This window comes from Kitasatospora phosalacinea (assembly GCF_030268885.1).
GTDB lineage: Bacteria > Actinomycetota > Actinomycetes > Streptomycetales > Streptomycetaceae > Kitasatospora > Kitasatospora phosalacinea_C.
Genome location: NZ_BSSA01000006.1, coordinates 15143 through 39980, shown reverse-complemented (window position 1 = coordinate 39980; position 24838 = coordinate 15143). Strand labels below are relative to the sequence as shown.

General features: G+C 74.1%; 27 protein-coding genes. 19 read left to right on the top strand and 8 right to left on the bottom strand.

Annotation, left to right across the window (positions count from 1 at the left end; genetic code table 11):
- Position 1 precedes the first annotated feature (1 nt).
- The 5 genes from QSK52_RS11035 (at position 2) to QSK52_RS11015 (ending at position 5493) form a co-directional block, all read left to right on the top strand.
- The gene (locus QSK52_RS11035; protein WP_285735788.1) at positions 2-955 is read left to right on the top strand and encodes a Ppx/GppA phosphatase family protein; all 954 of its coding nucleotides are present in this window, start codon (positions 2-4) and stop codon (positions 953-955) included.
- A gap of 346 nt (positions 956-1301) precedes the next feature.
- Positions 1302-2105, top strand: a complete 804-nt coding sequence (locus QSK52_RS11030) for a sugar phosphate isomerase/epimerase family protein (protein ID WP_285736027.1) — start codon at positions 1302-1304, stop codon at positions 2103-2105.
- A gap of 99 nt (positions 2106-2204) precedes the next feature.
- Positions 2205-2960, top strand: a complete 756-nt coding sequence (locus tag QSK52_RS11025) for a class I SAM-dependent methyltransferase (RefSeq protein ID WP_285735787.1) — start codon at positions 2205-2207, stop codon at positions 2958-2960.
- Positions 2961-3077: 117 nt separating this feature from the next.
- Complete coding sequence (gene ilvD, locus QSK52_RS11020; RefSeq protein WP_285735786.1) at positions 3078-4922, top strand: dihydroxy-acid dehydratase; 1845 nt, start codon at positions 3078-3080, stop codon at positions 4920-4922.
- 49 nt (positions 4923-4971) lie between these two features.
- The gene (locus QSK52_RS11015; RefSeq protein ID WP_285735785.1) at positions 4972-5493 is read left to right on the top strand and encodes a hypothetical protein; all 522 of its coding nucleotides are present in this window, start codon (positions 4972-4974) and stop codon (positions 5491-5493) included.
- 7 nt (positions 5494-5500) lie between these two features.
- Here QSK52_RS11015 and QSK52_RS11010 read toward each other — a convergent pair whose 3' ends face one another.
- Together QSK52_RS11010 and QSK52_RS11005 are read right to left on the bottom strand one after the other, a co-directional pair.
- Complete coding sequence (locus tag QSK52_RS11010; RefSeq protein WP_285735784.1) at positions 5501-6730, bottom strand: hypothetical protein; 1230 nt, start codon at positions 6728-6730, stop codon at positions 5501-5503.
- 62 nt (positions 6731-6792) lie between these two features.
- On the bottom strand, positions 6793-7221 hold the full coding sequence (locus QSK52_RS11005; RefSeq protein WP_285735783.1) for a hypothetical protein: 429 nt from the start codon (positions 7219-7221) through the stop codon (positions 6793-6795).
- A gap of 189 nt (positions 7222-7410) precedes the next feature.
- On the opposite strand from QSK52_RS11005, the gene proC reads away from it, so the two are divergent.
- The 3 genes from proC (at position 7411) to QSK52_RS10990 (ending at position 10278) form a co-directional block, all read left to right on the top strand.
- Complete coding sequence (gene proC / locus QSK52_RS11000; protein ID WP_285735782.1) at positions 7411-8238, top strand: pyrroline-5-carboxylate reductase; 828 nt, start codon at positions 7411-7413, stop codon at positions 8236-8238.
- A gap of 11 nt (positions 8239-8249) precedes the next feature.
- Positions 8250-8924, top strand: a complete 675-nt coding sequence (locus QSK52_RS10995) for an HAD family hydrolase (protein ID WP_285735781.1) — start codon at positions 8250-8252, stop codon at positions 8922-8924.
- Between the two features lie 139 nt (positions 8925-9063).
- Entirely contained in the window at positions 9064-10278 is a 1215-nt protein-coding gene (locus tag QSK52_RS10990) for an MFS transporter (RefSeq protein ID WP_285736026.1), read from the top strand.
- Between the two features lie 17 nt (positions 10279-10295).
- Here the strand turns inward: QSK52_RS10990 and QSK52_RS10985 are convergent, their stop codons facing one another.
- A complete protein-coding gene (locus QSK52_RS10985; RefSeq protein WP_285735780.1) occupies positions 10296-10652 on the bottom strand; it encodes a VOC family protein in 357 nt (118 codons plus the stop codon).
- Positions 10653-10732: 80 nt separating this feature from the next.
- Between QSK52_RS10985 and QSK52_RS10980 the strand changes: the two genes are divergently transcribed.
- On the top strand, positions 10733-11065 hold the full coding sequence (locus QSK52_RS10980; protein WP_285735779.1) for an ArsR/SmtB family transcription factor: 333 nt from the start codon (positions 10733-10735) through the stop codon (positions 11063-11065).
- A gap of 86 nt (positions 11066-11151) precedes the next feature.
- Here QSK52_RS10980 and QSK52_RS10975 read toward each other — a convergent pair whose 3' ends face one another.
- The gene (locus QSK52_RS10975; protein WP_285735778.1) at positions 11152-11361 is read right to left on the bottom strand and encodes a type II toxin-antitoxin system Phd/YefM family antitoxin; all 210 of its coding nucleotides are present in this window, start codon (positions 11359-11361) and stop codon (positions 11152-11154) included.
- 29 nt (positions 11362-11390) lie between these two features.
- Entirely contained in the window at positions 11391-12209 is an 819-nt protein-coding gene (locus QSK52_RS10970) for a hypothetical protein (protein ID WP_285735777.1), read from the bottom strand.
- A gap of 314 nt (positions 12210-12523) precedes the next feature.
- Between QSK52_RS10970 and QSK52_RS10965 the strand changes: the two genes are divergently transcribed.
- The 6 genes from QSK52_RS10965 (at position 12524) to QSK52_RS10940 (ending at position 17367) form a co-directional block, all read left to right on the top strand.
- The gene (locus QSK52_RS10965; protein WP_285735776.1) at positions 12524-13711 is read left to right on the top strand and encodes an acetoin utilization protein AcuC; all 1188 of its coding nucleotides are present in this window, start codon (positions 12524-12526) and stop codon (positions 13709-13711) included.
- Positions 13708-14547 carry a phosphatase gene (locus QSK52_RS10960; protein WP_285735775.1) on the top strand — a complete coding sequence of 280 codons (840 nt, stop codon included), beginning with the start codon at positions 13708-13710 and terminating at the stop codon, positions 14545-14547. Before QSK52_RS10965 ends, QSK52_RS10960 begins: the two co-directional genes overlap by 4 nt.
- Positions 14548-14665: 118 nt before the next feature.
- The gene (locus tag QSK52_RS10955; RefSeq protein WP_014136488.1) at positions 14666-14875 is read left to right on the top strand and encodes a helix-turn-helix domain-containing protein; all 210 of its coding nucleotides are present in this window, start codon (positions 14666-14668) and stop codon (positions 14873-14875) included.
- Between the two features lie 123 nt (positions 14876-14998).
- A complete protein-coding gene (locus QSK52_RS10950) occupies positions 14999-15097 on the top strand; it encodes a 30S ribosomal protein bS22 (protein ID WP_003948845.1) in 99 nt (32 codons plus the stop codon).
- A gap of 198 nt (positions 15098-15295) precedes the next feature.
- On the top strand, positions 15296-16366 hold the full coding sequence (locus tag QSK52_RS10945; RefSeq protein ID WP_285735774.1) for an NAD-dependent epimerase/dehydratase family protein: 1071 nt from the start codon (positions 15296-15298) through the stop codon (positions 16364-16366).
- Positions 16363-17367, top strand: coding sequence for a lysophospholipid acyltransferase family protein (locus QSK52_RS10940; protein WP_285735773.1), 1005 nt, complete (start codon positions 16363-16365; stop codon positions 17365-17367). Before QSK52_RS10945 ends, QSK52_RS10940 begins: the two co-directional genes overlap by 4 nt.
- An 87-nt stretch (positions 17368-17454) precedes the next feature.
- Here QSK52_RS10940 and QSK52_RS10935 read toward each other — a convergent pair whose 3' ends face one another.
- From QSK52_RS10935 to QSK52_RS10925, 3 genes are all read right to left on the bottom strand, one after another.
- Complete coding sequence (locus QSK52_RS10935) at positions 17455-18651, bottom strand: DUF5667 domain-containing protein (RefSeq protein ID WP_285735772.1); 1197 nt, start codon at positions 18649-18651, stop codon at positions 17455-17457.
- Positions 18652-18954: 303 nt separating this feature from the next.
- Positions 18955-19767 (bottom strand): ECF subfamily RNA polymerase sigma factor, BldN family, encoded by an 813-nt coding sequence (locus QSK52_RS10930; protein WP_435053227.1) that lies wholly within the window; start codon positions 19765-19767, stop codon positions 18955-18957.
- Between the two features lie 566 nt (positions 19768-20333).
- Entirely contained in the window at positions 20334-21257 is a 924-nt protein-coding gene (locus QSK52_RS10925) for an HAD family hydrolase (protein ID WP_285735770.1), read from the bottom strand.
- 83 nt (positions 21258-21340) lie between these two features.
- On the opposite strand from QSK52_RS10925, the gene QSK52_RS10920 reads away from it, so the two are divergent.
- The 4 genes from QSK52_RS10920 (at position 21341) to QSK52_RS10905 (ending at position 24834) form a co-directional block, all read left to right on the top strand.
- Entirely contained in the window at positions 21341-21613 is a 273-nt protein-coding gene (locus QSK52_RS10920; RefSeq protein ID WP_285735769.1) for a glutaredoxin family protein, read from the top strand.
- Between the two features lie 125 nt (positions 21614-21738).
- Entirely contained in the window at positions 21739-22413 is a 675-nt protein-coding gene (locus QSK52_RS10915; RefSeq protein ID WP_285735768.1) for a 3'-5' exonuclease, read from the top strand.
- A gap of 107 nt (positions 22414-22520) precedes the next feature.
- Positions 22521-23396, top strand: coding sequence for a redox-sensing transcriptional repressor Rex (locus QSK52_RS10910; protein ID WP_285736025.1), 876 nt, complete (start codon positions 22521-22523; stop codon positions 23394-23396).
- Positions 23397-23427: 31 nt separating this feature from the next.
- A complete protein-coding gene (locus QSK52_RS10905) occupies positions 23428-24834 on the top strand; it encodes a glutamyl-tRNA reductase (protein WP_285735767.1) in 1407 nt (468 codons plus the stop codon).
- Positions 24835-24838: the final 4 nt, after the last annotated feature.

Here is a 24838-nt window from a genome sequence, read left to right as displayed (position 1 = left end):
CATGCGACTCGGTGTGCTCGACGTAGGCTCCAACACCGTCCACTTCCTCGTGGTGGACGCCCACCCCGGCGCGGCCCCGCTGCCCGCCTACTCCCACAAGGCCGAACTGCGCCTCGCCGAGCTGCTGGAGGAGAACGGGGCGATCAGCGAGGTCGGCGTCGAGCGCCTGGTCTCGATGGTCGCCTCCTCGCTCCGGGTCGCCGAGGACAAGGGCGTCGTCGACCTGCTGCCGTTCGCCACCTCCGCCGTCCGGGAGGCCGCCAACGGCGAGGAGGTGCTGCGCCGGGTCGAGGACGAGACCGGCGTCGCGCTCACCGTCCTGTCCGGGCAGGACGAGGCCCGGCTGACCTTCCTCGCCGTCCGCCGCTGGTTCGGCTGGTCCTCGGGCCGGCTGCTCAACCTCGACATCGGCGGCGGCTCGCTGGAGATCGCCTGCGGCCTCGACGAGCAGCCCGACGTCGCCACCTCCCTCCCGCTCGGCGCCGGACGCCTCACCTCCCGCCTCCCCGGCGAGGTCGCCGACCCCGGCGACCTGCGCGAACTGCGGCGGCACATCCGCGCCGAGATCGCCGGGACGGTCGGCGACTTCACCCGACTCGGACCGCCCGACCACTCGGTCGCCACCTCCAAGACCTTCAAGCAGCTCGCCCGGATGACCGGCGCCGCCCCCGAGGGCGCGGGCGTCCGCGTCCCCCGCAAGCTCACCCGCTCCGGCCTCTCCGCGTGGCTGCCCCGCCTCGCCGCGATGACGCCGGGCGAACGCGCGCAGATCCCCGGCGTCTCCCCCGGCCGCGCCCGCCAGCTGCTGGCCGGGGCGCTGGTCGCCGACGCGGCGATGGACCTCTTCGGGCTGGAGGAGCTCGACATCTGCCCGTGGGCGCTGCGCGAGGGGATCATCCTGCGGCGGCTGGACGCGATGGACGGGCACGAGAGCCGCATCGCGATCGAGGCGTAGCGCGGCCGGGGACGCGAGCAGCAGGCGCACCGACGGGGGCGCGGGGAACTGCGCGAAGCGGAGTCGCACGTCAGCAGGATCGCGAGACGGTGCAAGTGACCGTCCTGCGTCGCGACCCGGCTGCGGGTGCCCGGCCGGCCGCGCAGTTCCCCGCGCCCCCGGTTCCGCAGCGTCCGGCGCAGCAGTTCCTCGGCGTTCCCCGGCCTGACTTAGTCTGGTGGGCGTGGCGGATTCGGCGGACGAGCGGCGGTCGAGGCGCGGCCCCCTGCCGTTGAAGGCGGCGCGGGCCGCCAGGGCGGCGCGGCGGAAGTTGGAGCGGCCGGGGTGGCCGCCGCCGCACCCGGCGTTGCACGTGCCGGGGACGAAGGTCGCGCTGTCGACGGCGTCGGTGTACCCGTCGACGACGGAGACGGCGTTCGAGCTGGCGGCGCGGCTGGGGTACGACGGCGTCGAGGTGATGGTCTGGAACGACCCGGTGAGCCAGGACGTGGAGGCGCTGCGGCGGCTCTCCGACCGGTACGGGGTGCCGGTCCTGGCGGTGCACGCGCCGTGCCTGCTGATCACCCAGCGGGTGTGGACGACGGACCCGTGGACGAAGCTGGTGCGGGCCAGGAAGGCGGCGGAGCGGCTGGGCGCGGACACCGTGGTGGTGCACCCGCCGTTCCGGTGGCAGCGGCAGTACGCGCGGGAGTTCGTGGCGGGGGTGAACCGGATGGCGGGGGAGACCGACGTCCGGTTCGCGGTGGAGAACATGTACCCGTGGCGCTACCGCGACCGGGAGGTGTTGGCGTACGCCCCGGGCTGGGACGTCACGGACGAGGCGTACCGGCACTTCACCGTCGACCTGTCGCACGCGGCGACCTCCCGGACGGACGCGCTGGAGCTGGTGGAGCGGATGGGCGACCGGCTGGCGCACGTGCACCTGGCGGACGGGTCGGGGTCGGGGAAGGACGAGCACCTGATCCCGGGGCGGGGCAAGCAGCCGTGCGCGGAACTGCTGGAGCGGCTGGCGCGGACCGGGTTCGACGGGCACGTGGTGCTGGAGGTGAACACCCGCAAGTCGGGCTCCCCGGCCGAGCGGGAGGCGGACCTGGCGGAGGCGCTGGCGTTCACCAGGCTGCACCTGGCGACCGCCCGGCCCGGCAGCTGAAGGGCCGTCCGCCCACAGGGGAACCCGTGCACGGGCCGCGCGTCCGGGCCTAGGGTCGACCGCACGGTCAACGGATTCCCGATCGAGGAGGACACCCCGATGCACGACCTCAAGGCGCACGCCAACTCCTTCGGCCCGGTGGCCGCGCAGTACCAGGCCGCCCGGCCGTCCTACCCGGACGAGCTGTTCGACGTGCTGGAGCGGCTCTCCGGCCGCCCGCTGGACGGGGCCGACGTGCTGGACGTGGGCGCGGGCACCGGCATCGCGACCAGGCTGCTGGCCGGGCGCGGGGCCCGGGTGGTCGCGGTCGAGCCCAGCGAGGGGATGGCCGCGGTGCTGCGCGAGGTCAGCCCGCGGATCCCGGTGGTGAAGGCGGTGGGTGACGAACTCCCGTTCCACGACGCCTCGGTGGACTTCGTGACGTACGCCCAGGCGTTCCACTGGACCGATCCGGAGCGCTCGGTCCCGGAGGCGGTGCGGGTGCTGCGCCCGGGCGGGGCGCTGGCGGTGTGGTGGAACGTCAAGGACTACGAGGTGCCGTGGCTGGCTGCCCAGCAGGAGCGGTTGAGGACCGCCCTGTCGACCTACCACTACACCGGCGGGGGGAACGCCCGGCCGGAGAGGTTGACGGCCTCGGGCCTGGAGGTGCGCTCGGAGCGGCTGCGCTGGGAGCGGACCGTCCCGGTGGACCGGGTGATCGACGACCTGACCTCCCGCTCGTACTTCGCGGTGCTGGAGCCGGAGCAGCGGGCCCCGGTCCTGGCGGCGGAGCGGGAGGCGCTGCTCGCCGAGTTCCCGGACGGGCGGGTCGTCGAGCCGTACCTGCTGGACGTCTTCGTGCTGCCCAGGCCGTAGCGCCGCGGCGTCCGCCGGGGCGCCCGCACTGACCGCATCGCGGACACCGTGTCCGGAAGCGGCCGGTGCGGGCGTAGGCTCGACAGCCCCCGAGAGTCTCCTGAAGGAGCGGCAACGATGCCCCAGCTGAGGTCCAACACGGTCACCCAGGGTCGCAACATGGCGGGCGCCCGCGCCCTTCTGCGCGCCGCGGGCGTAGCCCGCGAGGACTTCGGCAAGCCGATCATCGCGGTTGCCAACTCCTTCACCGAGTTCGTCCCGGGCCACACCCACCTGCAGCCGGTCGGCCGGATCGTCTCCGAGGCGATCAAGCAGGCGGGCGGCATCCCGCGCGAGTTCAACACCATCGCGGTCGACGACGGCATCGCGATGGGCCACAACGGCATGCTGTACTCGCTGCCCTCGCGCGACCTGATCGCCGACTCGGTCGAGTACATGGTCAACGCGCACTGCGCCGACGCGCTGATCTGCATCTCCAACTGCGACAAGATCACCCCCGGCATGCTGATGGCCGCGCTGCGCCTCAACATCCCGACGGTCTTCGTCTCCGGCGGCCCGATGGAGGCCGGCAAGGCCACCCTGGTCGACGGCACCGTCCGCAAGCTGGACCTGGTCGACGCGATCTCCCAGGCGGTGAACGAGAACGTCTCCGACGCGGACATCTCGATCATCGAGGAGAACGCCTGTCCGACCTGCGGCTCCTGCTCCGGCATGTTCACCGCCAACTCGATGAACTGCCTGACCGAGGCGATCGGCCTCTCGCTGCCCGGCAACGGCTCGCTGCTGGCCACCCACACCGGCCGCCGCGCCCTGTACGAGCAGGCCGGCCGCACCGTCGTCGACATCACCAACCGCTACTACGGCGGCGACGACGAGTCGGTGCTGCCGCGCAACATCGCCACCCGCGCCGCGTTCGAGAACGCGATGGCGCTGGACATCGCGATGGGCGGCTCCACCAACACGATCCTGCACCTGCTGGCCGCCGCCCAGGAGGCCGAGGTCGACTTCGACATGCGGGTGATCGACAGCATCTCCCGCAAGGTGCCCTGCCTGTCCAAGGTCGCCCCCAACGGCTCGTACTACATGGAGGACGTGCACCGGGCCGGCGGCATCCCCGCGATCCTCGGCGAGCTGTACCGCGGCGGCCTGCTGCACGAGGACGTGCACACCGTGCACTCCGACTCGCTCGCCGAGTGGATGAAGACCTGGGACGTGCGCGGCGGCTCGGCCTCCGAGGAGGCCGTCGACCTCTGGTACGCCGCCCCCGGCTGCGTCCGCTCCGCCGAGGCGTTCAGCCAGTCCGAGCGCTGGGAGTCGCTGGACACCGACGCCGCCAAGGGCTGCATCCGCAGCGTCGAGCACGCCTACTCGGTCGAGGGCGGCCTCGCGGTGCTCTACGGCAACATCGCCGAGGACGGCTGCGTGGTGAAGACCGCGGGCGTGGACGAGTCGATCTGGCGCTTCCAGGGCAAGGCCGTGGTCTGCGAGTCCCAGGACGAGGCGGTCGAGAAGATCCTGACCAAGCAGGTCACCGAGGGCGACGTGGTGGTCATCCGCTACGAGGGCCCCAAGGGCGGTCCGGGCATGCAGGAGATGCTCTACCCGACCTCCTTCCTGAAGGGCCGCGGCCTGGGCAAGGCGTGCGCGCTGATCACCGACGGCCGCTTCTCCGGCGGCACCTCGGGCCTCTCGATCGGCCACATCTCGCCGGAGGCGGCCTCCGGCGGCGCCATCGCCCTGGTCGAGGACGGCGACTCGATCACCATCGACATCCCGGCCCGCACCATCAACCTGGACGTCTCCTTCGAGGAGCTGCACGAGCGCCGGCTCAAGCTGGAGTCCGAGGGCGGCTACCGCCCGAAGAACCGCGACCGCCAGGTCTCGGCGGCGCTCCGGGCGTACGCCGCGATGGCCACCTCCGCCGACAAGGGCGCCGTCCGGGACGTCTCCAAGCTCGGCTGAGACGCGTGGCACCCGGGGGACGGACCCCGCTCGTGGTGATAATCGGACCGTGAGTACGACGAGTACGGCGAGTACGACGACCACCGCGGACGGGGCCCCCGTCCCCCCGCCGATCCGCTGGTTCGGCACCACCTGGGTCGACCGCGGCACCGGCTACTGGCTGCGCCGCGTCCTCGTCCCGCTCGGCGCCCTCGCGGCCACCGCCGCCGGGGCGCTCGCGCTGCGGCTGGGCGTCTCCGGCGTCCGGATCTCCGACGCCGCCCCGCTCACCCTGCTGCTGACCCTCGCCCTCGGCCTCTGCTCCGCCATGGCGGGCCTGCGGAACTGGAAGATCCTCACCGAGGGCAAGGACGCGCTGACCGGCTGGATGGCCGAGGAGAAGCAGCTCGCCGGGGTCTGGCTGGTCGGCTTCGTCGGCGCCCTGGCCGCCTACTTCGCCCGCAGCCTGGTCGAGGCCCCCGGCGAGGGCCTCAAGCGCGCCGCCTACGACCAGGAGAACGCCACCTGGCACCGCCGCCGGGCCGCCCGGGCGGAGCGCGAGGCCCGCAAGGCGGCCCGGCGGCGGGCCTGAGCGTCCGTCAGCTGCGGGTCAGCGTGCCGCACTCCTCGCCGTCCTGCAGCGGCTTGGTCCGGTCGTACGGGTCGGTGGCCGGGCCGCTCGGCGCCGGACCGGTCGCGGCCGCCCGCGTGAACTCGAACTCGGGCTCCAGGTAGCCGGAGTGCGCGTCGCACCGGTTGTTGCCGAAGTCGCTGCGGCCCTCGCCCAGCCGCGGCTTCCCGGGCGTCACCTCGTAGTGCTTCGGGTCGTAGAACCGGAAGTCCTGCACCCGGCGGACGATCTCCCGGTCCACCACCCGGCTGCGGTCCACCTGGGCCCAGGAGGCGGGCAGCGCGGTGCCGCCGTCGCCCGGGACGGCCTTCCCGGCGTCCGGGCCGGGGCGCAGCGCGTACACGTAGGTCACGTCGGTGTGCACCAGCATGCCCCGCTCGCCGTCGCCCTCGAAGCTGATCCGGCCCTGCACCTTCACCTGGTCGGTGACCGGCACCGCCCGGGCCGGGTCGAACCGGCTCACCCAGGTCGTCGGGTCGTGCTCGGCGCTCGGGTGCGCCAGCGCCGCGGCCAGGTCCTCGGCGTCCGGCCCGTCCATCAGGTCCAGGACGTGCTGGACGCTGCCGCCCGACAGCACCTGCGGGTCGAGGTTGCCGGCGACCAGGTACGCCTTCACCGCCTCCACGTTCGCGGCGACCTGCTTCGCGCTGAACACGCCGGTGGCGGGCATGCTGGTGGGCAGCCCGATGCCGTCCACGCCGTTCGGCCACGCCTCGGCGGGCGAACCCGCCCACGGGTGCTCCGGGGTCGGCACGTCCGGGTCCACGCTCGGCGGGGCGCTGCTCGGCGGGGCGGTCTCCGCGCCCACGGTGGGCAGCGCGGAGGACTTCGGCGGCTTCGAGCCGCCGCGGTCGGTGACGACCAGCCCGACCAGCACGGCCGCCACCACCCCCAGGACCAGCAGCGCGTTGCGGACCGGGTGCGGGCGCCCCGGACGGCGCCCCACCGGGCGGGCCCGGCGGCGCCACCGGGAGCGGCGGATCTCCGTGACGGGGCGGACCTCCGTCGTCGGGCGCCACGGCCCGTTCTCCGGCGGCGGGTCGTTCTTCCACCGCTCGGTCAGCATCCGGGCCCGCCCGGACGCCTCCTTGGCGGTCGCGGACCGGACGAACTCCTCGTCCAGCACCAGCCCTTCGAAGGGGTCGTCGGGTCTGCCGGGGACGCTGTCGTCCGGCCTTGGCTCATCTGTCGTCGGCACGGCCGGAAGTATGCCGACCACCGCCGACACACCCGACAGCGGGGGGCGGACGTGACGTGGCGTCAGCCCTTGCGGGCCGCCTTCACCGCCCCCACCACGCCCGCCACCGCGAGCAGCGCGCCGGCCGGCAGCAGCGAGGTGAACAGCGCCCCGAACAGGCCGTGGGAGCCCAGCAGCCACAGCGCCAGGGTGTCCAGCACCAGCAGCGCCCCGGCGGCGGGCAGCGCGGACTGCCACGGGTGCTCGTCCGCCCAGCGGCGCAGCCGCCGGTCGCCGCCGCTGCGCAGCCGGCCGCCGACCGTGCCCACCAGGAAGAAGAAGAACAACCCCCAGCTGACCGGCCCGGCCAGGATGTCCAGCGACCAGTGCAGCGTGATCACGTCCACCGCGAGCGCGGCCCCGCCGACCACCGTGCCCACCGCCGCCGCCGTCCGCCACGGCCCGAGCGTCGCGGCGGCGACGGCGACCTGGCGGTTCTCACGTCCTGACAACTCTCCGTGTCCCATGCCTCCACGGTGCTCCCGCCCGCCCCCGGAATCCAGAGCCCGCACCCCTGAGTTTCCCCCTACGGGGGCCGGGGCGAGGGCGGGCCGACCGCAGGGTGGACAGGTCCGTCGGGGCGGGGGCGTCCCGGGGCAAGATGGGCGGCCAGCAACCGCAGCGCACGGAGGGTACGCACCATGAGCGACAGCACCACCGCCGGCCAGAAGATCGCCTTCCTCGGGACGGGCAAGATCGGCGAGGCCCTGCTCTCCGGGCTGCTGCGGGCCGGGACCGCGCCCGCTGACGTCCTGGTCACCGCCCGCCGGGCCGAGCGCGCCACCGAGCTCGCCGACCGCTACGGCGTCACCACCGTCACCAACGCGGAGGCCGCCAAGCTCGCCGACACCCTGATCCTCGCGGTCAAGCCGCAGGACATGGGCACCCTGCTGGAGGAACTGGCCGAGCACGTCGCCGCCGACAAGCTGGTCGTCTCGGCCGCCGCGGGCATCCCCACCGCCTGGTTCGAGGCGCGCCTCGCCCCCGGCACCCCGGTGGTCCGGGTGATGCCCAACACGCCCGTCCTGGTCGACGAGGGCATGAGCGTCATCTCCGGCGGCTCGCACGCCACCGAGGCGCACCTGGCCCGCACCGAGGCGATCTTCCGCTCGGTCGGCAAGGCGCTGCGCGTCCCGGAGGGCCAGCAGGACGCGGCCACCGCGCTGTCCGGCTCCGGCCCCGCGTACTTCTACTTCCTGGTCGAGGCGATGATCGACGCGGGCATCCTGCTCGGCCTGCCCCGCCAGGTCGCGCACGAGCTGATCGTGCAGTCCGCGATCGGCGCCTCGGTGATGCTCCGCGACTCCGGCGAGCACCCCGTCAAGCTCCGCGAGGCCGTCACCTCCCCGGCCGGGACGACCATCGCCGCCATCCGCGAACTGGAGAACCACGGCGTCCGGGCCGCCATGCTCGGCGCGCTGGAGGCCGCCCGGGACCGCTCCCGGGAGCTGGCCGGCGGCGGCAAGTAGGCTCGGGCGACGTGAGTGACGACACCGGCCGCGACGGCTACGACCTGCTGATCCTGGACAACGACGGCGTGCTGGTGGACAGCGAGCCGATCTCCAACCGGGTGCTCGCCGAGTACCTCACCGAGCTCGGCCACCCCACCACGATCGAGGACTCCTACCGGGACTTCATGGGCACCGCCGCGCACACCGTGCACGACGTGATCGCCGAGCGGTACGGGGCGGTGCTCCCGGAGGACTTCGACGACCTGTTCCACGCCCGGGTGTTCGCCGCCTTCGAGCGCGAACTGCGGCCGGTGGCCGGGGCGGAGAAGCTGCTCGGCCACCTCCAGGAGCACGGCGTCCGCTACTGCGTGGCCTCCTCCGCCCACCACTCCTGGATCCGCACCGCGCACCGCCTCACCGGCCTGTCCGGGTACTTCACCGACGAGCTGCTGTTCTCCGCCCAGGACGTCGGGGTCGGCAAGCCCGCCCCCGACCTGTTCCTGCACGCCGCCCGCACCATGGGCGTCGACCCGGCGCGCTGCCTCGTCCTGGAGGACAGCCGCAACGGCGTCCTGGCCGCCCGCGCCGCCGGGATGGACGTGTACGGCTACGCGGCGCTCACCGACCCGGCCAAGCTCACCTCGGCGGGCGCGACCGGGCTGCTCACCGCGCTGGACGAGGCGATCGCCCTGCTGCCGAACTGAGCCGGGGCCGCCGCCGGACCGGGCCGCGGCCGCTGCCGAACTGACCCCGCCGGACCCCTCCCGCCGACGCCGCCGACCGCCTACGCTCTGCCCAACAGTTGCGTACCGGCCGGTAGCGTCGGTGGTGAGCGAGGTCCCGATGCAGGTCACGGCCACGGCCGAACCCACCCCCCGGCTCCGGCAGGCCCGGGCCGCGCTGGCCGTCTCCTTCTTCCTCCAGGGCACCACCTTCGCGCTGCTGGTCACCTGCATCACCGATCTGCAGAAACGTTACGGCCTCAGCGACGGCCTGCTCCCGCTCTTCCTCGCCGCCGTCCCGATCCTGGCCGGGGTCGGCTCGATCACCTCCGAGACGCTCGTCAAGCGCACCACCGCGCGCGGCGTCCTGCGGGTCGTCCAACCCGCGCTCTGCCTGACCCTCGCCCTCACCGGCCTCGGCTCCCGGCTGTGGCAACTCGCCGTCGCCCTCGGCCTGTTCGGCCTGCTGGTCGGTGCCCTCGACGCCTCCATGAACATGCTCGGCGTCGGCCTCCAACACCGCTACGGCCGCAGCATCATGATCGGCTTCCACGCCGCGTTCAGCCTCGGCGGCATCGTCGGCGCCGCGCTCGCCGCGTTCGGCGCCCACCAGGACGCCGGGCTGCCCCTGCTGTTCGGCGGCGCCGCGGCCGTGCTGGTCCCGGCCGCGCTCCTCGCCGGACGCCGGTTCGCCGGCCCCGCCGAACTCGGCGACGCCGTCCGCGAGGCGGCCGCCCTCGCCGCCCGCCGCATCCCCTGGCGGCCGCTGCTCCCGCTGTGCGCCGTGATGGCCTTCGCCTACATCGCCGACGCCTCCGTCTCCAACTACAGCGTCAAGTACCTCACCGACGGCCTGCACAGCCCCGAGGACCTCGCCAAGTTCTCCTACCTCGGCTACATGGTCGCCATGCTGCTCGGCCGCGCGGTCGGCGACCGCGCCGTCCAGCGCTTCACCGTCCTGCCCGTCGTCCGCACCGGCACCGCCGTCGCCGCCGCGGGCTTCCTGATCGCCGTCCTCGCCCCCGGCACCTGGACCGGCGTCCTCGGCTTCACCGTCCTCGGCTTCGGCATCTGCGCGATCATCCCCCAGGTCTTCGCCGCGGGCGGCCGCCTCTTCCCGCACGCCAGCGACGCCGCCGTCGCCCGCCTCAACCTCTTCAACTACGTGGGCTTCCTCGTCGGCTCCCCGCTGGTCGGGGCCCTCGCCGAGTTCTCCGACTACCGCTGGGCCTTCTGCGCGCCCATGCTCCTCGTCCTGGCGATCCTCCCGCTGGCCCCCCACTTCGCGCCCGCCCCGGCCGACGACCGGCCCGACCTGGCGTCGATCCCGGCCTGAGCGGCGGCGTCGCGGGCTCAGGCGGTGTGCTCGACGTACTCCAGGACGACCCCGCCGGGGTGCCGCACGACGGCGTTGCGGCCGGTCGGCACCCGGTTCGGGCCGGAGACGACCTCCCCGCCGCGCGCCTCCAGGAGCGCCTGCAGCCCGTCCAGGTCGTCGACGAGCACGGTGGCCTGGACGTCCCGGTACGGGGCGAGCGCCTCCTCGGTGCCCGCGACGAGCAGGAAGCCGCCGATGCCCGCCACCTCCACGTCGCCGTGGGCGAAGCGCCGCCCGACCTCCCGGCCGGTCAGCTCCCGCAGGGCGGGCAGTGCGCGGTCCAGGTCGTCCACGTACAGCCGGGCCAGCGTGGTCAGCACCTTCACGGTCACCCCTCCAAGATCAATTCGACTTTCCCGAATTGTTGAACCGAGGGCCATACTAGACACCCGTCCCGCGGAGGAGGAAGCGGATGCGCGCACTGCCCCAGCCCCAGCCGGAAGACCTCGACCTGGCGACCGTGCTGCACGCCCTCGGCGACCCCGTGCGCCTGGAACTGCTGCGGCGCCTGGCGACGGACGGCGAAACCACCTGCAGCCCCGAGGGGTTGGCGGTCCCGCGCTCCACGCTGTCCAACCACTGGCGGATCCTGCGCGAAGCGGGCATCACCTCCACCCGCCTCAGCGGCAAGACCCGGCTGGTGACCCTGCGCCGGAACGAACTCGACGCCCGCTTCCCCCACCTCCTCGCCGCCGTGCTGGACGAGGTCACCCGCCCCGCGGCGGACGGCTTCGAGCAGGTCTGACCACGACCGTCCGCCGAAGGGTCCGCGCGGCCGCGGCGGGGGAAGGGCCTCGTCGGGGCCCGGCACTGCCTGCTCCGGGGTGCGGCTCAGGCGGAGGGGCCGGGGGTGGGCGCGGGCAGGCGGGTGCGGTACCAGGCCAGGGTGGCTTCCAGGTCGGCGAGTTGGCGGGGGTTGACGAGGACGGCGGCGGGGCGGCCGTGGACGGTGAGGGTGACGCGGTCACGGGTGTCGGAGACGTGGCGCGCCAACCGGCAGAGGTGGGGGCGGGCCTCGGAGATCGACAGGGATTCGGGCATGCGGGGGCCGTGCTTTCGGTGGGCGCGGCTCAGCGGGCCGCGCGGACGGGGCGGGCGTAGGTGGCCCCGCTGTAGGCGGGGCCGTCCTTGGCCTGCTGGCAGCTCGGGCAGACGCCGGGGCGGGCGGAGGGCCGCTGGCAGTCGGTGCAGCGGTGGGCGGGGGCGGCCGGGGCGGCCAGCGGCGGCGGGAGCTTGTCGATCAGGCGGCGCTCCAGGAGCCCGGCCGGGCTGTGCAGCAGGGTCGGCAGGCCGGGGAGGAGCGCGGCGGCGAGGACGGCCTCGGTGTAGCCGCGGTCGAGCCACTCGAGGACCAGCGGGGCCAGCCGGAGAGCCTCGACCTCGCCGATGCGGAGCAGGGGCTGTCGGCTGACGACGCGGAGCAGCAACTCGGCGGCCTGGTGGGTCCGCCCGTCCGGGGCGGCCGGGCGGGGCCGGGGCACCCGGGCCGGTGCGGGGGCGGGTCCGGTTGCCGGGGTCTGCGAACGCTCGCGCGCGAGTGGTTCAGGTTCAGGCGGGAGGGGCGGGAGGGGGGTGGTTTCTTTCTTCCGAGTCTTTGTCTTTGGACGTGGGGCCGGACCGGGTACCGGCCCTTCGACACCCGGTGTGAACTGGAAGGGTGTGTCGGTGACGTGCTGGACGGAGATGATCCGCCCCTTCGCGATGCGGACCTTGGCGACCTTGTAGTACCCGGCGGCGGTCAGCTCCCGGAGGGCCTTGCGGGTCGCGTAGAGGGTCTCGTGCGTGCGGGTCGCCATCTCCTGCGCGGTCATCCGCACCCCGTCGGGGAGGGAGAGCAGGAAGGTGAGCAGCCCCCGCGGCGCGTTGCGCAACCCGACCTGTTGCAGCATTTCGTTCGGGAAGACGGTGAAGTGGGACCGGTGGGTATTACGATGAACTCGCATGGGATTGCTGGCTCCTAACGCATGGGAGTGGTCCTGTGCCGTGCCCCGGGGTGTTCCAGCACCGCCGGGGCGAAACTTTTCGGTGAGGTGCTGCGGAACGTAGCACCGCGACTACGCTCCGCGCCAAGCGGTCGACGGAAAGTCACAATCCGGTCGGTTAATGCCTGATCGATCATCAAATCTGCGACCGGCGGGCCGAATCGCTCCGCCTCCGGACCGGCACGCCGGGAGCCGGGTCCGACCCCGCTACGGTGTGGGTCATGGCGGACACCACCTGCGGCCTGCACCTGTTCTGGGACGAGGCCGAGACCGGATACGACTTCGGGCCCGGGCACCCGATGGACCCGACGCGGCTCGCGCTGACGATGCGGCTGGTCGAGTCGCTGGGCCTGACCAGGCAGCCGTCGGTGACGGTGCGTTCGGCGCCGCCCGCCGGGGACTCCACGCTGCGGCTGGTGCACACCGCCGAGTACCTGGCGGCGGTGAAGCGGGCCGCCGCCGACCCGTCCGCGGTGGACGCCGCGCACGGGCTGGGGACGGACGACAACTGGGCGTTCCCGGGGCTGCACACCGCCTCCGCGCTGATCGCCGGGCAGTCGGTGGCCGCCGCCGAGGCGGTGTGGCGCGGGGAGACCCCGCACGCGGTGAACTTCGCGGGCGGGCTGCACCACGCGATGCCCGGTCAGGCGTCCGGGTTCTGCATCTACAACGACCCGGCGCTGGCCATCGCCCGGCTGCTCGAACTCGGCGCCGAGCGGGTCGCCTACGTGGACGTGGACGTCCACCACGGCGACGGCGTGCAGCAGGCGTTCTGGGACGACCCGCGGGTGCTGACCGTCTCGCTGCACGAGAGCCCCACCACGCTGTTCCCGCAGACCGGCTGGGCCACCGAGACCGGCGGGCCGGGCGCCGAGGGCACCGCCGCCAACCTCGCGCTGCCCGCCGGGACGGGCGACGCCGGGTGGCTGCGCGCCTTCCACGCCCTGGTGCCCGAACTGCTGGCCGCGTTCCGCCCGCAGGTGATCGTCAGCCAGCACGGCGCCGACACCCACGTCGAGGACCCGCTCGCCCACCTCGCCGTCACCGTCGACGCCCAGCGGATCGTCGCCGAGGCGGTCCACCGCCTCGCCCACGAGCACGCCGACGGTCGCTGGATCGCCACCGGCGGCGGCGGGTACGCCGTGGTCGACGTGGTGCCCCGCACCTGGACGCACCTGGTCGCCACCGCCGCCGGCCACCCCGTCGACCCGGCCACCGACACCCCCGAGGAGTGGCGCGCCGAGGTGTACCGGCTGACCCGACGGCCCGCCCCGCTGCGGATGACCGACGGCACGACCCCGCAGTGGTCCGACTTCCACGAGGGCGGCTACGACCCCGCCGACCGCCTCGACCAGGCCGTCCTGGCCACCCGCCGGGCCGTCCTCCCGCAGCACGGACTGATCCCGTGACCGCCCGCGACGAGCTCCGTGCCTACCTGGTCAAGCACCGCCTGGCCGGGCCCGAGGTCCCGACCCCCCGGCAGAACAACCTGCGGCACTACCGGCTGTTCGCCCAGGGCGACCCCAAGTCCCTGATGGGGCTGGACCCGGAGCCCCGTCGGGACGAGGCCGCCGTGCTGCGGCTGATGGCCGAACGCGTCGGCGTGAACCCCGACCCGCGCCACGTCCGGGGCCCCGACTCCATCGACCCCGACCGCACCCTCGACGCCCTGGACCGGCTCGCCCTCCTGCTGCGCCGCACCGCCGACCGGCGCGGCAGCGTGCTCGCGGGCACCGGCCACCCCACCAAGCTCGCGGGCTTCCACCGCGCGCTGGCCGAGGCGCTCGAAGCGGCGGGCTGCACCGTGCACACCCCCGCGCGGGGCGTGCGCTTCCGCGAGCCCACCCCCGAGGGCGAGCGCCCGCGCTACCTCGACGTGCTCGACGGCGTCCTGGTGATGCGCGCCCTGGACGGCCCCGACGGCCCCGGCCGCCCCGGCCCCGGCGACCTAGCGCACACCCACTCCCCGCTGCCCGTCCGGCTCGCCCTGACCGCCCTCGCCGACGCCGGGCACCGCCCGCCCGACCTGGTGCTGGGCGACCACGGCTGGCTGTGCGGCGCGGGCCGCCTCGGCATCCCGGCCGGGGGCATCGCGGACTGCAACGACGTCGCCCCGTTCGCCGCCGAGGCGGACGGCCTGGTCGAGGTGGTCGTACCGCTGGAGGACGGCTCGGCCCCGAGCTGCTACGTTCCGCTGAGCGACTACGTACTGCAACGGGCGGATCTCGCACCGTACAACAGGTGAGGGCCCCCCTCTTCCCACCCGTACCACCCATAACTACTCTGGGGATACACGTGTGCCGGTGGAGTCACCGGAGGGGAAGCCGGTGCCTTGCACACGGGTAAGGGTCGGGTGATGGGTCATGAGTTCCGGCGAACGTCCCCTGCAGGATGTCGTCTTCCTGACCGTGGCCGAGGTCGCCTCGGTGATGCGGGTCTCGAAGATGACGGTCTACCGCCTCGTGCACAGCGGCGAGCTTCCGGCCATCCGGGTCGGACGCTCCTTCCGGGTGCCCGAGCAGAAGGTGCACGAGTACCTCCAGGAGTCCTACGTGCGCCTGGAGAGCGCGTAGGCCGGAGCCCCGGCAGGGGTACCGATTACGGCAAACGCGACGCGGACGGTAGGCTAGGCCCTCCGTCAGTCGTATGGACTCCCGTCTCTCACGGGCGCGGGTCCGAGTGAGCGAGGAAATTCCGTGGGCTCTGTCATCAAGAAGCGTCGCAAGCGTATGGCCAAGAAGAAGCACCGCAAGCTTCTGAAGCGGACTCGCGTCCAGCGTCGCAACAAGAAGTAACACCGTTCGGCGCCGTCCTCGCTCACGCGGGGGACGACCCCGCACACGCGTTCAGCGACGCAGGTAGAACTGGCGCCGACGGTGTGCCGCTGCCCGTCCCAGGAGAAATCCCCGGGGCGGGCAGTGGCGTTTCCGCCCCCGCGGCCTCCGCGCGGTACGGTGCAGACCAGGGTGGGCGTCCAGGGAGGTCGGGGCAACGTGGGCAAGGTCGTGCTCGTCACCGGGGTGGCGCGGCCGCTCGGCGCGCGGTTCGCCGAACGGATCGCCGCGCACCCCGAGGTGGACCGGGTGGTCGGCGTCGACGCGGCCCCGCCGCCGCCGGACCTGCCGCCCGGCGTCCACTACGCCCAGGTCGACCCGCGGCGCCCGGCCGTCGCCCGGGTGATCGCCGAGCACGGCGTCGACACCGTCGTGCACCTCAACGTCACCGCGCTCGGCCACGGCGGCCGGGCCGCGGTGAAGGAGAGCAACGTCATCGGCAGCATGCAGCTGCTCGGCGCCTGCCAGCAGGCCCCCGGCCTGCGCCGCCTGGTCGTGAAGTCCACCACCGCCGTGTACGGTTCGGCGCCCCGCGACCCCGCCGTGTTCGGCGAGCGGACGCAGCCCAAGGCGCTGCCCCCCGGCGGCTTCGCCCGGGACGCCGCCGAGGTCGAGGGCTACGTCCGCGGCTTCGCCCGCCGCCGCCCCGACGTCGACGTCACCGTGCTGCGCTTCGCCAACATCCTCGGCCCGGACGGCGACACCCCGCTCGCCGCGTACTTCCGCCTCCCCGTGCTGCCCACCGCCTTCGGGTACGACCCCCGGCTGCAGTTCGTCCACGAGGAGGACGCCCTGGAGGTGCTCCGGCTGGCCGCGCTCGGCGCCGCCCCCGGCACCTACAACGTCGCCGGGGAGGGCGTCCTGCTGCTCTCCCAGTGCGCCCGCCGCCTCGGCCGCCCCACCGTCCCGCTGCTGCGCCCCGCGCTCGGCCTGGTCGGCCGGCTGGCCCGGCAGCTGTCCGCCCCCGCGGACCGGGCGTTCTCCCAGGAACAGCTCCAACTCCTCACCCACGGACGGGTGGTGGACACCGCCCAGCTCCGCGACCGGTTCGGCTACGCCCCGCGCTGGACCACCGCCGGGGCCTTCGCCGACTTCGTCGCGCACACCTCCGCCGGGCCGCTCCCGCCCGAGCGGCTCACCGCCGTCACCGACCGCGTCACCGACCGGCTCGCCGGGATGCTCGGCGACCACCACCAGCCCACCCCGCACCAGGAAACGAGGCCGCGATGACAGCCGCCCGGGAATCCGCCGACCCGGCGGCCAAGGTCATCCCGATCGAGTCCGCCCCCAGCTGGAGCGGCCCCGAACCCCGCCCCGGCCTCGCCGACCGGATCGCCGACGGCCTCGGCACCGCCCTCGCCGGACAACTCGGCGCCACCGCCACCCGGTTGCTCGGCAAGGGCTGGGAGGAGCGCGCCACCAACGGCCTCGGCTTCCTGCGCCGCCGACTCACCGGCGACTACGAGGTCGACGACTTCGGCTTCGACAAGGAGCTCACCGAGGAGGTCTTCCTCGCCCTGCTCCGGCCGCTCGCCGAGAAGTACTTCCGGATCGAGGTCCGCGGCACCGAGCACATCCCCGCCGAGGGCGGCGTCCTCATCGTCGCCAACCACTCCGGCACCATCCCGCTCGACGCCCTGATGACCCAGGTCGCCGTCCACGACCACGCCGACCGGCACCTGCGGATGCTCGCCGCGGACCTGGTCTTCGTCCTGCCCGTGGTCAACGAGCTCGCCCGCAAGGCCGGACACACCCTGGCCTGCAACGAGGACGCCCAGACCCTGCTGGAACGCGGCGAGGTGGTCGGCGTCTGGCCCGAGGGCTTCAAGGGCATCGGCAAGCCCTTCGCCGACCGCTACAAGCTGCAGCGCTTCGGCCGCGGCGGCTTCGTCGCCTCCGCGCTGCGGGCGGGCGTCCCGATCGTGCCCTGCTCGATCGTCGGCGCCGAGGAGACGTACCCGATGATCGGCAACTTCAAGACCCTGGCCCGGCTGCTCGGCCTGCCCTACGTCCCGATCACGCCGACCTTCCCCTGGCTCGGGCCGCTCGGGGCGATCCCGCTCCCCACCAAGTGGACCATCCAGTTCGGCGAGCCCATCCCCACCGACAGCTACCCGAAGGACGCGGCCGAGGACCCGATGCTGGTCTTCAACCTCACCGACCAGGTCCGCGAGACCATCCAGCACACGCTGTACAAGCTGCTGGTGCAACGGCGTTCCGTCTTCGGCTGAGGCGGAAGCGAAACCGGGGCGCGGGGAGAACCGCTGCGCGCGGTTCCCCGCGCCCCGGTCGGCGCGCGTCCTGTCGGTGTGCCTGCGCTACTTGAGCGTCAGTCCGGGCAGCAGGCCCGGGATGAGCGGCGGGACGGTGATGCCCTGGCCGGTGTCCGCCGGGGGTGCCGCGGGGGAGCCGGACGGGGCGGGGGTGCTGCCCGTCGCGGGGGCGGCGGAGCCGGAGGGCGCGGGGGTGGCGCCGGTGCCGGTGAGGCCGCCGAGGAGGTCGCCGAGACCGCCCGCGGTGGAGGCGCCGGGCGCGGGGGTGGAGCGGGCGCTGGGAGCGGTGCTCGGGGCGTGGCCGCCGCTCGCGCCGCCGGAGGCGCCGGTGCCGGGCAGCAGCGGCTGCTGACCCGTCCCGCTGCCGGTGCCGCCGCTCTCGCCGCCGCCCCCGGTGGCCGCCCCGCTGCCGCCGCTGCCGCCCTGGCCGGGGAGCTGCCCCAGCCGCAGCGGCGCGACGTCCTCGCTTATGTCGTCGAAGAGCTGGTCGACCTTGGACGCCTGGCTGCTGAGCCCGGACGGCAGCTTGGACTGCAGGGCCGTCCAGCGCTGGTCCTCCCCGGCGAAACCGGCGAGTTGGCGCATCGGGGTGAGCGAGCCGTTGGTGCGGTAGACGGCGCGCAGCAGGTCGCGGCCGCGCAGCGCCTCCGCGTGCATGTCGTCGAGCGCGCGGCGGACCTGGTCGACGGTGTCGGGGCTGAGCGCGGCCGGACCGTTGGCGCGGTCGAGCAGGGTCTGCGCCTCGTCGAGCCGGGTGGTGGCCTGCTGGAGCAGCAGTGCGCCGCGCTCGGTGTCGTCGTCGGCCCAGTCGAGGCGCAGCCCTTCGAGGCCGCGCTTCATGCCGTACAGGGCGTCGCCGGGGAGGGCGTTGGTGGAGGCGGCGGCGGCTCCGGCGAGGGAGCCGACGGCGACGCCGGCGACCAGGCCGCCGATGGCGAGGCGGCGGCCCCAGCGGGTGCCGCGGAGGCGTCGGCTGCGTTGGGCGGGGAGGACCGCGGTGGGGGCGCCGCCCGCCCACTCCTGCTCGAACGCGGCCATCAGCTGGGCGCGTTGGACCGTCCGCGTCTCGGCGGCGAGCTCGGGGGCGGGGACCGCACCGAGCGCGTCGGCCATGGCGAGGAGTTCGGTCATGGCGGCGGAGCCGGCCCGGTGCGAGCCGCTGCTCCGGTGGTCACTCTGGTGGGCCTCCAGCGCCTCGGCGAAGGACTTCGCCCGCCGGTGCTCCAGCACGTTTGCCGTCACGGGCCACACCTCCCTTCGTCGTTTTCGACACCGTGGCCTGCCAGTTGGTTGTCCCGGCAGACCGAAACCACACCATCGGGTGACAGTACGAGTTCCCACTTGACTGCGGGCCCGGTGGGGGATTGCACGCTGGCCAACGAGCGGTGTCGGGAGTCGGTTACGCACGACCCCCCTGGCGTATTAAGCAGAGCAGATGACCGCCCCGTCACCCGGACGTGCAGGCGCCAGGGGCGGGTTGACGGGCCGTCGGTCGCCGGGGGCGGCGACGACGGTCTGTGGGCTATCGCGTCCACGGTCGGCGGATCACCTGGCGTCCGGCGGCAGCAGGCGGGCCAGCGTGCGCACCGCCCGGTACTGCAGCGTCTTGATGGCGCCCTCGTTCTTGCCCATGATCCGGGCCGTCTCGGCCACCGAGAGGCCCTGCAGGAAGCGCAGCGTGACGCACTCCTGCTGCTGCGGGTTGAGCCGGCGCACCGCGTCCAGCAGGGCGGCGTTGGAGAGCGACTCCAGCACCGACTCCTCGGGGCTGCGCTCGCACTCGTTGGAGTCCAGCATCTCGCCGGTGGTGACCTCCAGCCGGAACCGGCTGGACTTGAAGTGGTCGGCCACCAGGTTGCGGGCGATGGTCACCAGCCAGGCGCCGAAGTCGCGGCCCTGCCAGGTGAAGGTGCCGATCCGGCGCAGGGCGCGCAGGAAGGTCTCGCTGGTCAGGTCCTCGGCGGTGGCCCGGCTGCCGACCCGGTAGTAGATGTACCGGTAGACCGTGTCGGCGTAGTGGTCGTAGAGCCGCCCGAAGGCCTCGCTCTCGCCGTTCTGGGCCCGCTCGACCAGTTCCACCACCGGGTTGTGCTCGGTGTCGTAGCCGGGCCCGGCGGGCGCGCTGCGGGAGCGGCCGCGGGTGCCGGGGGCGGGCACGGTGCGGCCGCGCGCCCCGGTGGCCGGGGCGCTGCCGCCCGCGGCGGCGGGGCCGGCGGTGGGGCCGGTGGCGGTCGAGCGCAGCAGCGGCCCGGCGAACGCGGCGGGGGCCGGCGCGGCGAACGCGGCACCGGCCACCGCGGGCTGCGGCACGGGCGCGATCAGTTCGAACTCGCGGATCGCGGCCCACAGCCGTTCCAGGCGCACACCGCGGCGCAGAGTGGCGGTCGACGGGCGGGAGGTGGCTGGCGCGTCGTTCCGGACGGGTGGGTACACGGGACTCCCAGAGGCAGAACTGTGGACGGATCACCTCCGCCTGTGCGGAGAGCACGCCGCACTGGCCACCCGTCACGGGGACGTTCGGGTGGGGTGCATCCAGGAGAGAATAACGCTTTGTGCAATGACAGCTACACCGCGTGGTCGAAGTGGTCGGATGAGGTCCACTTCTTGCGCATATTCACCTGTCAGTGACCGGAGTTGGCGCCATCCATCCGGCTCAATGTGACCGGTTGTGCACGCCAGGTGACCGAACACCGGGGCGCGGGCCGGGTTTCCCCGCGATCCGCGATCCCAACCCATGACTTTGGCCGACTGTCGAACGATCAGTTCCGGTCAGGGCCGGACGTTCCCGAACTGCCGGACGCCCCCGCCGGATTCACCCCCGCTGACCTGCCGGGATCACCCTCCGGAGGGCGTGTCGTCGACGCCGCGTTGACGGGGCCGGCCGGGGCCGGGGTCCGGGCCCGCTGCCGCGCCGGGGCCTGGGTTCAGGCCCGCTGCCGCCGGTGCACCGCGACGGCCGCCGCGGCCGCCCCGGCCAGCACGCCGAGCCCGGCCGCCGCCGGGACGCCGATCCGGGCCGCCTTCCGCCCGGTCCGGAAGTCCCGCACCCGCCAGCCCATCGCCCGCGCGTGCCGCCGCAGCGCCCCGTCCGGGTTGATCACGTACGGGTGGCCGACCAGGCTCAGCATCGGGATGTCGTTGGCGGAGTCGCTGAACGCCGCGCAGCGCGCCAGGTCCAACTGCTCGCGGCGGGCCAGCGCCTGCACCGCGGCGGCCTTCGCCTGGCCGTGCAGCATCCCGCCGACCAGCCGGCCGGTGTACTCGCCGTCCCGGGTCTCCGCGACGGTGCCGAGCGCGCCGGTCATGCCCAGGCGGCGGGCGATCAGCCGGGCCACCTCCTGCGGCGCGGCGGTGACCAGCCAGACCCGCTGCCCGGCGTCCAGGTGCATCTGCACCAGCGCCCGGGTGCCGGGCCAGACCTTCTCGGCCAGCACCGGTTCGAAGATCTCCTCGCAGATCTGCTCCAGGTCCGCGGTGCGCTTGCCCGCGACCAGGCCGAGCGCGCTGTCCCGGGCGTCGGCGATGTGGTCCGGGTTCTCGGCGCCGTGCAGCCGGAACGCGGCCTGCTGCCAGGCGAAGCGGAGCAGGTCGCGGCGGGAGAAGAAGCGCCGCCGGTACAGGCCGACCCCGAGGTAGAAGATCGCGGCCCCGCGCAGGATGGTGTTGTCGCAGTCGAAGAACGCGGCCGCCCGGACGTCCCCGGGCACCGGCGTGTGGTCCCCCTCCGGGGACCTCGCGTCCGCCGCCGGGAGCTGGGCCTCGGCGGCGTCGGCCGCGGCCTCTCCCGCCAGGGCGGTCAGGTCCGCGGTGGAACGCCTTGCCCGGGTGAGCCTTCGCAGCGCTGCCATGCGACGAGCATAGTCAGCGCGGCCGACCGACCCCGTGTCGCCGGAGTGCCGGGGCAGTGAACGCGCGGCGGCACAATGAACCGGTGAGCCTGCTGCGACGCGCGAAGAAGAACCCCGCCGACACCACCGTGACCCTGATCGGCAAGCCCGGCTGCCACCTGTGCGAGGACGCCCGGGCGGTCATCCTCAAGGTCACCGCCGAGCTGGGCGCCGCCTTCGAGGAGAAGGACATCCTGCAGGACCCGGCGCTGTACGAGCAGTACGCCGAGCAGATCCCGGTGACGCTGGTCGACGGCCGCCAGCACGACTTCTGGCGGGTCGACGAGGCCCGGCTGCGCAAGGCGCTCGGGGCCTGAGCGGGCCCCGCGGAACCGGTGCTTCGTGAACGTCCGATGAAGATCGCCCTAGGAGTTCGCTGACTTCTCGGCTTACGATCGAACGGTTTCCGTGTCCGCCGGGGGCTGTGCAAGAGGAGGGCGCGATGAACGGCTACGCCGTCGTCGACGTCGAGGCCACCGGTCGTAGCCCCTGGCGCCACCGGGTGGTCGAGGTCGCCGTGGTGCAGTTGGACGCCGGGCTGCGGGTCGAGCGCGAGTTCGCCACGCTGGTGGACCCGGTCGGACCGGTCGGGCCGACCCACGTGCACGGGATAGCGCAGGAGGACGTCCTCGGGGCGCCGCGGTTCCGGCAGATCGCGCCCCGGCTGCTGGAGCTGCTGGCCGGCCGGGTGCTGGTCGGCCACCACGTGACCTGCGACCGGGCGTTCCTGGAGCGGGAGTTCGCGCGGATCGGGGTGACGCTCCCCCCGTTGCCGCTGCTGTGCACGATGCGGATGGCCCGCCGGCTGCTGCCGGAGGCGGGCGGTTTCGGCCTGTCCGCGTGCGTGGACGCGGCCGGGCTGGGCTGGTTCCCGGCGCACACCGCGCTGGGGGACGCGCTGGCCACGGTGGAGCTGCTGCGGCACTGCCGCCGGACGGGCTGCGCGGAGGTGCAGCTGCCCGCGCAGCCGGTGGTGCCCTGGCCGCGGCTGGGCCCGTCCCGCTCGGTGCGCGCCCGGGAGGACGTCCCGCTGCTGCGCCGGGTGGCACCGCTGGGGCCGTGGCCGGCCGGGGTGGAGGGCCCGCGGGCGCTGATCGGTTCGGCGGGTTACGAGTGATGCGTGTCACTGTTCGGGGACAAATCGGACACCATCTTTGTGCACACGTTCACAAACGCATAGCCTGGCGGTCCAAGCCCAGCTTCACCCGCAGGAGCAACGTGGCAATCGGCCGACCCTCACCCAGCAGTTCGCAGACGCCCGACCCCGGAGCCGCGCGCCGACCCTCGCGCGCGCGGGGCATCCCGGAGGCGACCGTCGCCCGCCTCCCGCTCTACCTGCGGGCGCTCACCGCGCTCTCCGAGCGCTCCGTGCCGACCGTCTCCTCCGAGGAGCTGGCCGCCGCCGCCGGGGTGAACTCCGCGAAGCTCCGCAAGGACTTCTCCTACCTGGGCTCCTACGGCACCCGGGGCGTCGGGTACGACGTGGAGTACCTCGTCTACCAGATCTCCCGCGAGCTGGGCCTCACCCAGGACTGGCCGGTCGTCATCGTCGGCATCGGCAACCTGGGCCACGCCCTCGCCAACTACGGCGGTTTCGCCTCCCGCGGCTTCCGGGTAGCCGCGCTGCTGGACGCCGACCCGAACGTGGTCGGCAGCACCGCCGCGGGCCTGCCCGTGCGGCACATGGACGAGCTGGAGGAGATCGTCGCCACCCAGCACGTCTCCATCGGCGTGATCACCACCCCGCCCGGTGCCGCCCAGCAGGTCTGCGACCGGCTGGTGGAGGCCGGCGTGACCAGCATCCTGAACTTCGCCCCGACCGTGCTGACCGTGCCGGACGGGGTGGACGTGCGCAAGGTCGACCTCTCGATAGAGCTGCAGATCCTCGCCTTCCACGAGCAGCGCAAGGCCGGCGACGAGCCGTCCGCGGGCGACTCGGTGCTCGACCGCGCCCCCGGCCCGGTCCGCGCCGCCGCCGCCAAGCTGCGCCGGGCCGCCGGCGGCGGCAAGGCCGAGCAGGCGAAGACCGCACCGGCGAAGACCGCGCCCGCCGCCAAGGGCGGTCCGGACGACGACCTGTCCGCGGTGATGCCGGCGTGAGCACGAACATCCGTCACGACGAGGTGGGGGCATGAGTCTTCTGGTAGTCGGTCTGAGCCACCGGACCGCGCCGGTCGGCGTGCTGGAGCGCGCCGCGCTCACCGGCGACAGCCCGACCCGGGTGCTGCACGAGGCGGCCGCCTCGGCGACCGTCGGCGAGGCCGCGCTGGTCAACACCTGCAACCGGATCGAGCTGTACGCCGACGTGGACAAGTTCCACGCGGGCGTCGCCGAGCTGTCCCAGCTGCTCGCCGGGCACAGCGGCGTCGACCTGGACGAGCTCACCCCCCACCTGTACGTGCACTACGAGGACCGTGCCGTCCACCACCTGTTCTCGGTGGCCTGCGGCCTGGACTCGATGGTCGTCGGCGAGGGCCAGATCCTCGGCCAGCTGCGCGACGCGCTGGCCAAGGCGCAGGAGGAGCACACCGCGGGCCGCGGCCTGAACGAGCTGTTCCAGCAGGCCCTGCGGGTCGGCAAGCGCGCCCACAGCGAGACCGGCATCGACCGGGCCGGGCAGTCGCTGGTCACCTTCGGCCTGGAGCAGGTCGCCGCCGGGGCCGGCCCGATCGCGGGCAAGCGCGCCCTGGTGGTCGGCGCGGGCTCGATGAGCTCGCTGGCCGCCGCCACCCTGGCCCGCTCCGGCGTCACCGACCTGCTGATCGCCAACCGCACCCCGGCCCGCGCCGAGCGGCTGGTGGAGATCCTCGGCGGCGCCGCCCGCACCCTGGACCTCGCCAAGGTCCCGCAGGCGCTGGCCGACGTCGACCTGGTGATCTCCTGCACCGGCGCGGCCGGCACCGTGATCGACGCCCCCGAGGTCGCCGCGGCGCTCGCCGCACGGAACGCGCCCGAACCCCTCGCCTTCCTCGACCTGGCCATGCCCCGGGACGTCGACCACGCCGTCCGCGACCTGGACGGCGCCCTGCTGGTCGACCTGGAGAGCCTGTCGCACGCGCACGCCGCCACCCCCGGCGCGGGCGACGTGGACGCGGTCGCCACCATCGTCGCCGACGAGGTCACCGCCTTCGGCCAGGCGCAGCGCGCCGCCCGGATCGCCCCGACCGTGGTCGCCCTGCGCGCCATGGCCTCCGAGGTGGTCAGCAGCGAACTCGCCCGCCTCGCCTCCCGGTTGCCCGACCTGGACGAGCGCTCCAGCGCGGAGATCTCGCAGACCGTGCGCCGGGTGGTCGACAAACTGCTGCACGCCCCGACCGTCAAGGTCAAGCAGCTCGCCGCCGAACCCGGCGGGGCCTCCTACGCGGAGGCCCTGCGCGAACTGTTCGACTTGGACCCCGCGGCAGTGCACGCTGTCTCCGGCACCCCGATCGGCGCCCAGGCGGGGTCCTCGATCCCGCCGGGCGGCATCCCCGCCGCCCAGGCCGCCGTTGCCCCGTCCGCCGGAGCCACCGCCCCGCCCGCCGGAGCCACCAGATGAACAC

Excerpts from the sequence above, each read along its gene's own strand:
- QSK52_RS10970 (WP_285735777.1), bottom strand. The coding sequence starts at position 12,209 with ATGCTGCAACAGGTCGGGTTGCGCAACGCGCCGCGGGGGCTGCTCACC.
- ilvD (WP_285735786.1), top strand. The coding sequence starts at position 3,078 with ATGCCCCAGCTGAGGTCCAACACGGTCACCCAGGGTCGCAACATGGCG.
- QSK52_RS10990 (WP_285736026.1), top strand. The coding sequence starts at position 9,064 with ATGCAGGTCACGGCCACGGCCGAACCCACCCCCCGGCTCCGGCAGGCC.
- QSK52_RS11035 (WP_285735788.1), top strand. The coding sequence starts at position 2 with ATGCGACTCGGTGTGCTCGACGTAGGCTCCAACACCGTCCACTTCCTC.
- QSK52_RS10975 (WP_285735778.1), bottom strand. The coding sequence starts at position 11,361 with ATGCCCGAATCCCTGTCGATCTCCGAGGCCCGCCCCCACCTCTGCCGG.
- QSK52_RS10905 (WP_285735767.1), top strand. The coding sequence starts at position 23,428 with ATGAGTCTTCTGGTAGTCGGTCTGAGCCACCGGACCGCGCCGGTCGGC.
- QSK52_RS11025 (WP_285735787.1), top strand. The coding sequence starts at position 2,205 with ATGCACGACCTCAAGGCGCACGCCAACTCCTTCGGCCCGGTGGCCGCG.
- proC (WP_285735782.1), top strand. The coding sequence starts at position 7,411 with ATGAGCGACAGCACCACCGCCGGCCAGAAGATCGCCTTCCTCGGGACG.
- QSK52_RS10980 (WP_285735779.1), top strand. The coding sequence starts at position 10,733 with ATGCGCGCACTGCCCCAGCCCCAGCCGGAAGACCTCGACCTGGCGACC.
- QSK52_RS10965 (WP_285735776.1), top strand. The coding sequence starts at position 12,524 with ATGGCGGACACCACCTGCGGCCTGCACCTGTTCTGGGACGAGGCCGAG.
- QSK52_RS10925 (WP_285735770.1), bottom strand. The coding sequence starts at position 21,257 with ATGGCAGCGCTGCGAAGGCTCACCCGGGCAAGGCGTTCCACCGCGGAC.
- QSK52_RS10940 (WP_285735773.1), top strand. The coding sequence starts at position 16,363 with ATGACAGCCGCCCGGGAATCCGCCGACCCGGCGGCCAAGGTCATCCCG.
- QSK52_RS10955 (WP_014136488.1), top strand. The coding sequence starts at position 14,666 with ATGAGTTCCGGCGAACGTCCCCTGCAGGATGTCGTCTTCCTGACCGTG.
- QSK52_RS10915 (WP_285735768.1), top strand. The coding sequence starts at position 21,739 with ATGAACGGCTACGCCGTCGTCGACGTCGAGGCCACCGGTCGTAGCCCC.